Below are 12,660 nucleotides of genomic sequence, written 5' to 3'. Positions count from 1 at the left end.
GTCAATGTGTTTAGTCGTGGTGGAGTTTGATTTCGTCCGGCGGAATCTCGATGCCCATCCGGGCCATGAGGGCCGTAGCGTTAAAGCTCTTACTCACCCCGCGATGGAGTTTATAGTCAAACGTTAGCTGATCTCCTTCGGTCTGTACCTCCATCGCATAATTTTCCACCTTGCTGCCGGGTTCTCCCTCCAGAGCGGCCAGTTCCAGGTCGTGGGTTGCGATGATCCCGGCCCCGAGGTCCCGAATCAGCTGGCGAATAAGGGCCCGGGCGCCGGTGTGGCGGTCGCGGGAGTTGGTTCCCTTGAGAATTTCGTCGAGCAGAAAAAAGACCTGCTGTTGGGGGTCCGCCACGGCCTCAATGATGGCCTTCAGTCGCTTCAGTTCAGCGTAAAAACTCGAGGTGCTTTCGCTCAGGTCATCCTGGGTGCGCATACTCGTCCAGACGTTCAGGGCGCCGGAGCGCAGGTGCCGGGCACATACGGGGCCTCCGGCCTGCATCAGCACGAGGTTCACCCCCACCGTCCGCAGCCAGGTCGATTTTCCGGCCATGTTGCTACCGGTCACGAGCTGAATGTGCCCGTCGGTGCGCATGCGGATATCGTTCGTCACCCTGCTGGAAGGATGCAGCAGAGGATGCCCCAGTTCACTGGCCTCCAGGAGGGGCTCCCGGGTCCATTCCGCATCGGTCCATTCGGGCTGATTGAAGCGCAGGGTCGCCCAACTGACCAGGGCGTCCGTCCGCGCCATCGTTTCCAGCCACCCGGGCAGGGCCGCCCGGTGACTTTCCCGCCAGGCGTCCAGGCGGGAGAGCCACTGCAAGCTCCATAATCCGGACACCTCCAGCAAAATCACGAAGGGGTTGTAGCGCACGTCCAGTTGACTGATGAGGTACCCCAACCGCCGCATGGCGGGGATCGAAGGCGTACGGTTGGCCTTCGGTTGCACCACTTCCGGAGCAGATTCCAACTGGGCCAGTAAATCGGCGTACTGCCCCAGCAGTTTTCCCATCTCAGAAACGTAGGCGTGTTCGCGTTCAATCCGTTCCTTGTATTTCCGCAGTTGCAGGAAGGTCGGTACGAGGAAAAGCACGCCCAGTTGCCAGATCGGCATGAAGAGCATCCAGGCAATGGAGATTAAGGTCAGCGGGACGGCCAGCCAGAGCATCGTTTTGTCCCAACGACCTTCCACCACGGCCGGTCGGTCCAGCCAGGCGAGTAGCCGCTGCTGGTGTTGGGCGGTATCCTCCAGGGCGTCGCCGAGGGCGCGGAACTCGATGCACCAGTCGGGCACGGCCGCCAGGGCAATACTTTGCACCTGCGTCCGCGCCGCCGCTTCCTCTTTCGCGGGCACCAGCAACTGCTCGGCCAGATAGGCCTGACCGGGGGCCGTAACGGTTCGATTGAGGAATTGAAACAGACTATGCGGTCCGAAAACATCCAGGTCCAGCGCGTAGGGGTGCTGAGGATGCAGAAAGGTGCTCCCGTCTTCCCAGGCGCTGAAGTCGTGCTCCAGGGATTGCAGCTCCGCCCGGGCCAGCTTAGCCCGGATACTGGCGAGGGAAGACGCTCGTTCGAGGCTGCGGTGCCACCGGACGCCCCGGGCAATGACGGGTACGGATAGGGCAAAAAATAGCAGGCCAAAACGCCAGTCCCAGGAAAAAACCAGGATCAGTCCGGCCACCCACGCCAGGACGAGGAAGAGCCGAATCAGGGAAAATCGTTCGTAACGACGCGCAAAATATGCTGCTTCCGTAGAAGCCGATTGCCAAAGGGTTTGGTAGTACTGACTAGGGTCACTCATCGACGGCGAAGGTACGATCTTCGGGCGACTGCCCGGACCTCTTTGGTAGTACGATCGGGGTGAATTTTGTAGATTCGCCGTTACCAAAGCCTTGCCTTATCGCGAAGTTATCAGATTACGTTTTCCAGGTAGCCACGCCCTTCAGTACGGGTACGGGGGTTTACCTTCCCCGACGGGAGTTGCTGGTCACCAACGAGCACGTCGTGCGGGACAACGCTACCGTCGTGATCGGCAGTGAGCGGGAGTCCGAACAGCTCGCCGCCGTGGTGTACCTGGACGCCTACTACGATCTGGCTTTTTTGCGACCGGCCCGGCCCTTCGACCTTCCGGAACTTCCCCTGGCCGAAACGCCACCCGAGCCGGGCACGGAGGTGCTGGCCCTCGGCCAGCATTTCGGGCACTCCATGCGCATCAGCGAAGGCAAGGTGCTGGAACTCGGTCACCTGCACCACGGTATTTCCTTCATCGTTCATGACGCCTGGCAGGAGGCCAGCCACAGCGGTGGCCCCCTGTTCACGAAGGCCGGCCACCTGGCCGGTATCAATATGTACGACATTCAGGAGGGTAAGGGGCGCGCGCTCAGCCTGCCCACGGCCACGATCAAGGAATGCCTCGACCATTTCAAGGCCGGCCACGGCCGGCCCGCCGCCCGCTGCTTCAGTTGCCGGGAGATCATCTTTGAAGTCATCGTAAACCCCAACGGTCACTGCCCCAACTGCGGCAACCCCCTGGTGACGCCCGATCTGGTCGAAGATTATGAACCCACCGGAGTCTCTGCTACGGTGGAAGACATCATCAAAACCGCCGGACACAATCCACAACTGGCCCGCCGGGGTCCTAATCTGTGGAGCATCCGCCAGGGCAGTGCCATCATTCAGATGGCCTACCACGAGGATTCTGGACTGGTGACCGGCGATGCCTACCTCTGCCGTCTGCCGGACATCCCACGGCCAGAACTGTTTTCTTTCCTACTCAAAGAAAATTTCAAGCTACCCCAGCTGACCTTTAGTACCTACGGCCGCGACGTCGTGCTTTCTCTCCTGATCTACGATCGTTATCTGACCGTGGAAACCGCCCTTCCCCGTTTCGAACACCTCTTCGAGAAAGCCGACGAATACGACAACATCCTGGTCGAGGAGTACGGGGCGCAGTGGCTGAACTAAGATTTCGGGAAGCAACGGCCCCAAAGCACGACGCGCCATCCCGATCGATCGGGATGGCGCGTCGTGGTCATCGTTGGTGAGGCCGATGATTTACCAGATTCTTACCCGCTTCTCGGGTTCAAGGTACATGCCGTCTCCTTCCTTAATGTCGAAGGCTTCGTAGAAGGCATCGACGTTAACCAGGGGCTGGGTAGCACGGTAGCGCCCCGGAGAGTGAGGATCGGTCATCACCTGAGTCCGGAGGGATTCTTCCCGGGCGAGGGTGCGCCAGATGGTGGCCCAACTCATGAAGAAGCGCTGCTCGGCCGTAAACCCATCGATGGGTTCCGGGCGGCCGTTCTCCGCGTAGAAGAGCTGCAGGCCATCGTAGGCACCAAGCACGCCGCCGAGGTCGCCGATGTTCTCCCCGAGGGTGAACTTACCGTTGATGAATACGCTGTCGAGCACCTCAATGGCACTGTACTGCTCGGCCAGGGCATCGCCGCGTTTGGTGAATTCCGTCAGGTCTTCTTCGGTCCACCAGTTGGCGAGGTTACCGTCGCCGTCAAAGCGGGCGCCGGAGTCGTCAAAGGCGTGGGAGATTTCGTGGCCGATCACCGCGCCGATACCGCCGTAGTTGACCGCCTCGTCCGCCAGGTAATCGTAGAAGGGAGGCTGCAGGATGGCGGCCGGGAACACGATTTCGTTATTGAGGGGATTAAAGTAGGCGTTAACCGTCTGGGGAGACATCCCCCATTCTGACTTATCCACGGGCTTGCCAATTTCGGAGATGTTTTTCTCCGTGGCCCATTGATCCGCGGCCAGCATATTCTCGAAGTACGTCTTGTCTTCGCTCACCTCCATATTGGAGTAGTCTTCCCATTCGTCGGGGTAGCCGATCTTCACCGTGAACTTGTCCAGCTTCTCAATGGCGTTGCGCTTGGTGTCTTCCGTCATCCAGTCAAGTTGTTGAATCCGGTTTTGGAAGGCCTTGATCACGTTGGCGATCATCGTCTCGGCCTTTTCTTTGGCTTCGGGGGGGAACTTCTCGTCCACGTAAACTTTACCGAGCGCTTCCCCGAGGTTACCGTTTACGGTGGCCAGGGCCCGCTCGTCCGCCGGGCGCTGCTCCTTGGCACCGTTGAGGTACTTGCCGTAGAACTCCCAGTTGGCCCGGTTGGTTTCCGTGGTCAGCATGCCCGCGGCGGAGCGGATGGTGCTCCAGCGCAGCATGGTCTTCAGGTCTTCCAGCGGGGTGGTCGTCAGGAAGCTCTGCAGGGCCATGGTGTAGTTCGGCTGCATGACGATGAGGCTATCCAGTGGTTCCTCGATGTTCATGTCCGCCATGAGCTGTTGCAGATCCACGGAGGGAAGCATTTCCTGTACTTCGGCGATGGAGTGCCGGTTGTTGAAGTTGCGGGCGTCGCGGCTTTGCACCTTGTCAAAGCGGGGTTCGGCCAGCTGGGTTTCGAAATCGAGAATCTTCCGGGCGGCGGCCAGGGCGGTGTTTTCTTCGTCACCCAGGAATTGCAGCATCCGGGAAACGTGCTGGACGTACTCCTCGCGGATTTCCTTAGACTTGGTGTCTTCTTCCAGGTAGTAGTCCCGGTCGGGAAGGCCGAGGCCCTGGGGCGCGAGGTAGGCCGCATTTACCGTACTGTTATTGAGGTCGGGGAAGGCCGTGATGCCGAAGAAGGGTTGGGATATGGCATTGTTGGTCGCCAGGACGCGTTGCATATCGGCCAGGGACTCAATACCCTCGATATCGTTCAGGGCAGACTTGAGCGGGGTGATGCCCAGTTCGTTGCGGGCCAGGGTATCCATCTGTCCGTTGAACATGGCGATGGCCTTGGCCTGATCGGTACCCGGAGCGTAGCGATTTTCTTCCTGCGCCTTGGCGATGATGTCCAGAACGTCCTTATCGGTCGACTTACGGAGGACACTAAAACCGCCCCATGAGCTGCGGTCATCGGGGATTTGGGTTTCCTGCATCCACGTGCCGTTTACGTAGTTGTAGAAGTCATCTTTCGGACTAACGGTGGTGTCCATATTGGAGAGGATAATGCCACGTTCGGTGGTGTCCTCGGCCGTGGTGCCGTCGGCACCACAACCCGTCAAGAGTAGGGAAAAGAGCGGCAGTGCGCAGAGGGCACGCCAGAGGGAAATTTTCATTAGTGAATATTTATTACTCCATGAATGATCCGGGCCGCTGCTTACGCTAAAGCAGCCATCACGGCCAAAATTTTGCCAATTCTGAGAAGGCGGATAAAGCTAGGAACTTTTTCTCCGAGCCGTTACCGATTTTCGATCATCGTCCATCAGTCCCCGACGGGCACCCAAAATTGCCCCCTATTTCTTACTCCGAAACCGCAGGGCCAGAACGCCCAGTACGGCTTCCTTGATGATGGCGCCCTGCATTTTACTGGCTCCCAGTACCCGGTCCGTGAAGGTGATCGGGACTTCGACGATCCGGAACCCAAGTTGACGGGCGGTGTATTTCATCTCGATCTGGAAGGCGTAGCCAATAAACTGGATGGAAGAAAAATCAATGGCTTCCAGCACCCGGCGGGTGTAGCACATAAAGCCCGCGGTGGGATCTTTGACGGGCATCCAGGTCACCGCCCGCACGTAGAGGGAAGCACCGTAGGAAAGGGCGATGCGATCCCAGGGCCAGTTTTCTACCCGTCCGCCCCTGGTGTACCGGGAGCCGACCGCCACGTCACCGCCACCGGTGTGGCAGGCTTCCCGCAGCCGGATCAGATCCGCCGGAGTGTGGCTGAAATCGGCGTCCATTTCAAAGAAGTACTCGTAATTCTCGGGGCGCTTCAGTCCCCAGCGGAACCCGTCGAGGTAGGCCGTCCCGAGGCCGAGTTTGCCCGACCGCTCGAGTAAGTGGAGCTGATCGGGGTATTTTTGCTGGAGCTCCCGGACGATATTCGCCGTTCCGTCGGGGGAGCCGTCATCCACAATGAGTAAATGAAAGGGATACGACAGATGGAACACCGTATCGATCATCTTTTCGATGTTCTCCTTTTCGTTATAGGTAGGTATGATGACCAGGCTATCGCTCACTTCAGCTTCGGATTAAGTCGGGCAAAGATAGAACGTAGCCGTCACTGATGAAGACCGTGCCTTCCTCCGCAAACAATAATTCTGTAATAATTACCCTCCAGAACGGTATAAAATCCCCCCAAGTGTCCCTTAAGATCCCCCTATCCTCCCCTACTTTCTGGCTTTGCTCCTTCCTAATGTTGCTGGGCACCTGCGGTCACGCCCAGGGCCCCATTAGTGGATTCCCGGCCCCCAAGGGAGAAATTGCGGTTGCGTTGGGTTACTCCTTTGAGCAGTACGACACCTACCTGCAGGAAAATGGCCGGGAGGAAGCGCGAAACATCGAAACGGTAAGCTATAATCTGTTCGTGGAGGCCGGCCTCAACGAGCATACTGCTCTCGTAGCTACCCTGCCCTGGATGCAGGTCAATAACGGGCAAGGCAGCCTGCAGGACGGCTCCCTGTGGATTAAATACATGAACGCCGACAAGCGCCTCAAGAGGGGGCACAGCCGGTTCTTTACCGCCGTCGGACTGAGTTTCCCCGTGGGGAATTACTCTCCCGACGGGATTGCGGCCATCGGGCAACGGGGTGGCGTCTTTCAGGGACGGCTGGCCTATCAATTTCAGCACGACGCCGGTTGGTTCCTGCACGCGCAGACCGGCATTGATTTCCAGTTCACGCCGGACGCGCGATCCTCCTGGCCGCTCCTGCTCCGGTCGGGTTACGGCAACAAATATTTCTACGTGGAGGGCTGGATTGAATTTGTCACCGCGCTGGAAAGTGGCACCGGCGTACAGGCCGCCGCCGGGGGAACGGGCAGCAGCTGGCAGCGACTGGGAGCAACCTTTTACGTCCCCGTGCGCCCCTGGGTTGGGGCCATGGTGGGCGGCGCCTGGATTACGGATGGAGAGTTCATCGGCCGTAGCAACCGCCTTAATACCGGTGTGGTGTTCAAGCTTTAGGGTGAAGCGGACGGGCAAAACAACACATTCCAAGCTGGCTGCCATTTACCCCACAAATTGTTTTAACCTTTCGGCGCAGTTTCGTATGTTTGCAGAGCTAAGAAATACAACTTAATGGCCCAATCTAACTATACCGAAGACAACATTCGCTCACTAGACTGGAAGGAGCACATCCGGATGCGTCCGGGGATGTACATCGGTAAACTCGGGGACGGCGCAAGCCCGGATGACGGTATTTATATTCTGATCAAGGAGGTTATTGATAACTCCATTGATGAATACGTCATGGGTTTCGGGCGGGAGATCGACATCAACATCGAAGATGGTGTGGTGTCCGTTCGAGATTTTGGGCGCGGGATTCCGTTGGGTAAGGTCGTGGACGTAGTGTCCAAAATCAACACCGGGGGTAAGTACGATAGCAAAGCCTTTAAGAAATCCGTCGGCCTCAACGGCGTGGGACTGAAGGCCACCAATGCCCTGTCGGAAGAATTCACGGTTTACGCGGTACGGGAAGGAAAACTTAAGCAGGCGGATTTCGCCTACGGCGAACTCGTCAAGGATCACCGGCAAAGCAATACCAAGGAAGCCAACGGAACCTTCGTCAGTTTCCGCGCCGACAAGGGCATCTTCAAAAAGTATAAATACCGTTCCGACTTCGTTGAAAACCAGCTGTGGAACTACGCCTACCTGAACGCCGGGCTGAAGCTGAACTTCAACGGAAAAACCCTGGTGAGCCGCAACGGACTGAGGGACCTTCTGGAACGGAAAACAAACGTTGAGCAGCAGCGCTACCCCGTCGTTCACCTGAAGGATGAGGACGTTGAGGTGGCCATCACCCACGGTAATGCTTACGGAGAAACCTACTTCAGTTTCGTCAACGGTCAGCATACGACCCAGGGGGGAACCCACCTGAATGCCTTCAAGCAGGCCATGGTGGAAGCCATTCAGAAGCACTTCAACAAAAATTACGACCGCAAGGACATCCTGGCCAGTATCGTAGCCGCCGTTTCGGTCAAGGTCGAGGAGCCCGTCTTTGAGTCGCAGACCAAGACCAAGTTGGGGTCTACGGACATGGGGCCCGGACTGCCCACCGTGCAGACTTTTATGCGCAACTTCCTGGTGGAGCGCCTGGATAACTACCTCCATAAGAACCCCGAGGTGGCCCAGGCCATTGAGAAACGCGTTAAACAATCCGAGCGGGAACGCAAGGAAATTGCCGGCATCAAAAAACTGGCGAATCAACGCGCCAAGAAGGCTAATCTGCACAATAAAAAGCTGCGGGACTGCCGGGTCCACTACAACTCCTCTAACAAGAAGGTTGACCAGGAGATCAAACTAGCTTCCACCATCTTCATCACGGAGGGTGACTCGGCCAGCGGATCGATTACCGTCGCACGGGACGTTCAGACGCAGGCGGTTTTTTCCCTGCGCGGGAAGCCCCTCAACTGCTACGGACAGACGAAGAAGGTGGTGTACCAAAACGAGGAGTTCAACCTGCTCCAGCACGCTCTGAACATCGAGGACGGGGTGGATGAACTTCGCTACAACCGGGTGGTGATCGCCACGGACGCCGACGTGGACGGTATGCACATCCGCCTGCTGCTGCTGACCTTTTTCCTCCAGTTCTTCCCCGACATGGTGGAAGCCGGCCACCTGTACATTCTGGAAACCCCGCTGTTTCGGGTTCGGGACAAACAGAAGACCTTCTACTGCTACAGTGAGGCGGAAAAACAGGAAGCGATTCAGAAACTGCGCGGCAAGCCGGAGATTACCCGCTTTAAGGGACTGGGGGAAATCAGCCCGAAGGAGTTCAAGGATTTCATCGGGGAAGATATCCGGCTGGAGCCCGTCGTACTCGGAGAGCAAACCAACATCGACGATCTGCTCACCTATTACATGGGCAAGAATACGCCGAGCAGACAGAACTTCATTATCGACAACCTGCGGGTCGAGCGTGATGAGGACCTGGACGGGGACGGCACTCCGGATGCCGAGCAACTTGAGGAAGCGGAAGTGGCTACGGCCGCCGAAGCGGCGGCCTGATTTGGCTGATGCCTATTCGTTTACGTGCATGATGAGCAGGGGCGTCTGGGGGTGGAGCACCATCTGACGGGTCTCGCTACGGTGAAAGAGTCGCTCCCAAAAGCCACGGTTTTTCGTAACCATAATGGCCAGGTCAATGGGGTGACCATCCAGGTATTCAACCAGGCCTTCCTGCACGGAGTCCGCATTTACTTCCTTGATCTCAAAAGAAAATTCTGGATCGGGATTGGAGAACAACGGAGCGAATAGCTTCTCCCGCTGCCCTTCGTGGCTGCCCTCCTCATCGTTGACGTGGACAAAGTGCACCCGGGCGCGGAACAGTTCATTGAAATCCATCAGTCTCAGCACGGCACGGCGGGAAAGGGACAGGTTATTACTGGCGTAAAGGACATTCTCGTAATCGTGGAACTGGCCGCTTTTCGGCACCAGCAATACCGGACAGGGAGACCGCTGGGCCACCGAACTGGACACACTACCAAATACCTGCTCCAGCAAATCCGCATCGCCGGTAGACCCCATGACGATCAGGTCTGCATCAACGGCTACCTCCACAATTTTATCCGCCGCAAACCCCAGGACTAGTTCAGCATCCAGAGTGACGCCCGCCGGAACAGCGAAGTCGACCATAAAACGCTTCAGGTCTTCTTCTCTTTGCGCCATAAGTTCGCCCACCGGAGACATCGTAATGGCGTCGCCGGTTGCCACGGAAGGGGTAAATACGTGAATGACCTTCACCGAGGCAGTACCGACAAAATCGGCCAACTCAAGGGCATAGCGAAGAGATACGGCGGAATTATCACTGAAATCAACGGGAACCAGAATACGACTGAACATAGGGAATAATTTGGTGGGGGAAAGATAAGTCCTCACGATCAAAACTTATCCGACATCCATTTTCCGTTTCGCTGCGTTGTGTAAGTGAATAGTTTGTCCGCGCCACATATGCCAGTTGCTTTTTTACCCACGGTCTGTTCCCATGCCCCGGTGTCCCGTACCGGGGTCATTCCCATCGTCAACTTTCCGGATTGGCAACTCCTACGGGTGGAAGCCTTTGGGGCTTCCGCTGTTTCCTGGCCCGGCGCCAACCGGCCGGACGACTACTGGGTGCAGAAGAAAAATTTGCAGTTCCTCGAAAAGAATCCGCAGGGAATTGAGACGAAGGGCCTGGTGCTCCGTCATCGGCCATCCGGGCGGCAAATTCTACTCACCGAGCAAACCTTTTTCTTCCACCTGGCCGGACAGGTGAGCGACAACGCCAAAGGAGAAACTTCCCGTTTTGATTTCCGGAGAAGAATGCTGTCTCCCTTCAGCTTCAAAATTTTATGCCTGGGCCAATTTCTCACCTCGGGTGATTACTGTCAGGACGGCCTGGAACTGCTCACCCCACGGGAGAGCATCGACCTGTTGAGTGGCGTTGCCGATTCCATTCTTCAGCACGACCCCTCCTATACCGGGGTATTACTGAAGGACCTATTCCCAACGGACCATTCCGCAACCGAGGAACTCCGAAACCGGGGGTATTTCCTCTTGCCCACCGACCCGGTGATGGAGTTGGAGATTCCCGACCACTGGCGGTCCATGGACGATTACCTGGAAGACATTACGAGTAAGTACCGGGTACGGTACCGGCGGGCCAGGGGAAAAATGGAAGGGTTGTCTTCCCGGGCACTTTCCCCTCTGGAGATCAATATCCATCTTCCCCGAATCTACGACCTTTATACCCTGACCAGTTCCGGAGCTGACTTTAACGCCGCCAAGCTGAAGCAAGACTATTTTGGCTGGCTCGCTGGTCAGGAGGAAGTTAACGTGAAGGGGTACTTTGACCAGTACAATCATTTGGTTGCCTTCACGACCACCATCGCTAATGGTCCCATCCTGCATGCGCATTACCTGGGAATGGAAGATGCCTTTAAGCACAGTCATCACCTGTACCATAATATCCTCTTTGACCTCCTGGAATCAGCCATCGAAGGTGGATTCCAAAAGCTGGACTTCGGGCGTACGGCCCTGGAAATCAAAAGCTCCATCGGAGCGGTTCCCAAAGAATTCGCCTGCTTACTGAAGGCGCGGAGTGGCATCATTAATCGTCTTATCCCCCTGTTCACCCCGGCGGTGTACACCGCCCAGGCATGGACGCCCCGCAGTCCCTTCAAAGCAAGTACCGTAAGCTCCCGGAACTAGCCTCCGGGACTTTGTCTTGAGAATGTCTTTTTTGAATTCTGGCCAACCATTTTTTTCTTCGTGGGGTTCTTTGGGTAGATTTCAATCGAAGTTGACGGAGCTGGTTTTTGATCCTCTTAAAACGGGGAATTTTTACAATTTTTTTGTAGCTTCCGTCGTCTTTTCACCGCCTTTAGTATACCAAACAAAACCCAAGAGCTTATGAGTACGCGAAGAAATCTTAAGTATAAATACCTGAAGACTAAAATCGCCCTAAACGAAACCATTCAGAGTATTCTTGAGATCAATCGCAAGCGAAGAATCTTCGGAAACGATCGCGTCCACCATCAGGATCTCAACGAAGAACTCAAGGTACTTAACGCCGTAGCCGAAAACCAGGCCCGCTCCTTACGGGTCTACGAGCAACGGCTCCAGAATCAGGGCCGAGCCTAACGGCCTCACCCAACGCTTTAAGACCGATTTCGATCGGTCTTTTTTTTTGCCCAGACGCCCGAGATCACCCCCAGAGGTTCACGATTTCATCCACAAGTCACGATTTAGCGAAATTTCGCTAAATCTTAGTTTCAGCCAGGTTGGAGTGTTATCTTTGGCCGGCTTTTGCTCTGGGCAGAGGGATTTTGGACGGGTACTCAACCTATCTGAAAGAACTCCCGATCATTTGCCAACTATCTTTTGCCCTAACAGTTCCCTTTACGTAGGAACCCAGACCATAAAAATTTTCTTTACCATATGAAGCTGCTCGTATGCGTCAGTAAGACGCCGGAAACGACAACCAAGATTCAGCTGACGGCCGATCAATCCGACCTGGATAAGTCCGGCGTACAGTACATCATGAATCCTTACGACGAATGGTACGCCCTGGTGCGTGCCCTGGAACTCAAGGAAGCAGTGGGTGGCACGGTGACCATCCTGAACGTGGGTGCCGCAGACAACGACACGGTCATCCGCAAGGGACTGGCGATCGGTGCCGACGACGCCATTCGGGTGAACACCGACGGCGGAAGCAGCCTGTACATCGCCAAGCAAATTGCCGAACAGGCCGCTGGCTACGACATCATTTTCTTCGGTAAGGAAACCATCGACTACAATGGCTCGGAAGTTGGCGCCATGGTCGCTGAATTCCTGGGCTTACCCTACGTGGGTGACGCCAGCAATCTGGAGATGAACGGTAACCAGGCCACCGTTACCCGCGACATTGAGGGTGGCGTTGAGGTGGTGGAAGTGGAAACGCCCTTCGCCGTGAGTGCCGCTAAGGGCATGGCCGAGCAGCGCATCCCCAATATGCGGGGTATCATGATGGCCAAACGCAAACCGCTTAACGTAGTCGAGCCCGTAGATTTTCCCGAGACCACTCAGGTCAACCACTACGAGCTCCCCGCCGAGAAGACCGCCGTCAAGCTCATCGACCCGGACAATATGGAAGAACTCGTTCGCCTGCTACACGAAGAAGCCCGTGTCATTTAATTAATTGTCCGTC

At 56.4% G+C, this 12,660-nt stretch carries 10 protein-coding genes; 6 read left to right on the top strand and 4 right to left on the bottom strand.

Annotated features, from left to right (window positions below):
* Positions 1–10: 10 nt before the first annotated feature.
* Positions 11–1,801, bottom strand: a complete 1,791-nt coding sequence (locus E1J53_RS02120) for a hypothetical protein (RefSeq protein WP_134270330.1) — start codon at positions 1,799–1,801, stop codon at positions 11–13.
* 59 nt (positions 1,802–1,860) lie between these two features.
* Here E1J53_RS02120 and E1J53_RS02115 point away from each other — a divergent pair, with 59 nt between their 5' ends.
* Positions 1,861–2,964 (top strand): trypsin-like peptidase domain-containing protein, encoded by a 1,104-nt coding sequence (locus E1J53_RS02115; RefSeq protein ID WP_154640114.1) that lies wholly within the window; start codon positions 1,861–1,863, stop codon positions 2,962–2,964.
* A 90-nt stretch (positions 2,965–3,054) separates the two neighbouring features.
* Here the strand turns inward: E1J53_RS02115 and E1J53_RS02110 are convergent, their stop codons facing one another.
* Entirely contained in the window at positions 3,055–5,115 is a 2,061-nt protein-coding gene (locus tag E1J53_RS02110) for a M13 family metallopeptidase (RefSeq protein ID WP_134270328.1), read from the bottom strand.
* A 177-nt stretch (positions 5,116–5,292) separates the two neighbouring features.
* Complete coding sequence (locus E1J53_RS02105; RefSeq protein WP_134270327.1) at positions 5,293–6,015, bottom strand: polyprenol monophosphomannose synthase; 723 nt, start codon at positions 6,013–6,015, stop codon at positions 5,293–5,295.
* A 122-nt stretch (positions 6,016–6,137) separates the two neighbouring features.
* Here E1J53_RS02105 and E1J53_RS02100 point away from each other — a divergent pair, with 122 nt between their 5' ends.
* Positions 6,138–6,959 (top strand): transporter, encoded by an 822-nt coding sequence (locus E1J53_RS02100; protein WP_134270326.1) that lies wholly within the window; start codon positions 6,138–6,140, stop codon positions 6,957–6,959.
* Positions 6,960–7,073: 114 nt separating this feature from the next.
* Positions 7,074–9,002, top strand: a complete 1,929-nt coding sequence (locus tag E1J53_RS02095) for a DNA topoisomerase IV subunit B (RefSeq protein ID WP_134270325.1) — start codon at positions 7,074–7,076, stop codon at positions 9,000–9,002.
* A gap of 12 nt (positions 9,003–9,014) precedes the next feature.
* On the opposite strand, the gene E1J53_RS02090 is transcribed toward E1J53_RS02095, so the two are convergent.
* On the bottom strand, positions 9,015–9,836 hold the full coding sequence (locus E1J53_RS02090) for a universal stress protein (protein ID WP_134270324.1): 822 nt from the start codon (positions 9,834–9,836) through the stop codon (positions 9,015–9,017).
* Between the two features lie 108 nt (positions 9,837–9,944).
* Here E1J53_RS02090 and E1J53_RS02085 point away from each other — a divergent pair, with 108 nt between their 5' ends.
* The 3 genes from E1J53_RS02085 to E1J53_RS02075 all read left to right on the top strand — a co-directional run bounded on the left by E1J53_RS02085 (position 9,945) and on the right by E1J53_RS02075 (position 12,647).
* The gene (locus E1J53_RS02085) at positions 9,945–11,183 is read left to right on the top strand and encodes a GNAT family N-acetyltransferase (RefSeq protein ID WP_134270323.1); all 1,239 of its coding nucleotides are present in this window, start codon (positions 9,945–9,947) and stop codon (positions 11,181–11,183) included.
* A 201-nt stretch (positions 11,184–11,384) separates the two neighbouring features.
* Positions 11,385–11,615 (top strand): hypothetical protein, encoded by a 231-nt coding sequence (locus E1J53_RS02080; RefSeq protein WP_134270322.1) that lies wholly within the window; start codon positions 11,385–11,387, stop codon positions 11,613–11,615.
* Positions 11,616–11,912: 297 nt separating this feature from the next.
* Positions 11,913–12,647, top strand: coding sequence for an electron transfer flavoprotein subunit beta/FixA family protein (locus E1J53_RS02075; RefSeq protein ID WP_134270321.1), 735 nt, complete (start codon positions 11,913–11,915; stop codon positions 12,645–12,647).
* Positions 12,648–12,660 lie beyond the last annotated feature (13 nt).

Source organism: Lewinella sp. W8 (assembly GCF_004375085.3).
GTDB lineage: Bacteria > Bacteroidota > Bacteroidia > Chitinophagales > Saprospiraceae > Neolewinella.
The sequence above is the reverse complement of the archived record's forward strand: the minus strand, read 5'-3'. Positions and strand labels throughout refer to the sequence as shown.

Bases quoted from the DNA above. Each gene is read 5' to 3' on its own strand.
- E1J53_RS02120 (WP_134270330.1), bottom strand. From the start codon at position 1,801: ATGAGTGACCCTAGTCAGTACTACCAAACCCTTTGGCAATCGGCTTCT.
- E1J53_RS02110 (WP_134270328.1), bottom strand. From the start codon at position 5,115: ATGAAAATTTCCCTCTGGCGTGCCCTCTGCGCACTGCCGCTCTTTTCC.
- E1J53_RS02095 (WP_134270325.1), top strand. From the start codon at position 7,074: ATGGCCCAATCTAACTATACCGAAGACAACATTCGCTCACTAGACTGG.
- E1J53_RS02090 (WP_134270324.1), bottom strand. From the start codon at position 9,836: ATGTTCAGTCGTATTCTGGTTCCCGTTGATTTCAGTGATAATTCCGCC.
- E1J53_RS02085 (WP_134270323.1), top strand. From the start codon at position 9,945: ATGCCAGTTGCTTTTTTACCCACGGTCTGTTCCCATGCCCCGGTGTCC.
- E1J53_RS02080 (WP_134270322.1), top strand. From the start codon at position 11,385: ATGAGTACGCGAAGAAATCTTAAGTATAAATACCTGAAGACTAAAATC.
- E1J53_RS02075 (WP_134270321.1), top strand. From the start codon at position 11,913: ATGAAGCTGCTCGTATGCGTCAGTAAGACGCCGGAAACGACAACCAAG.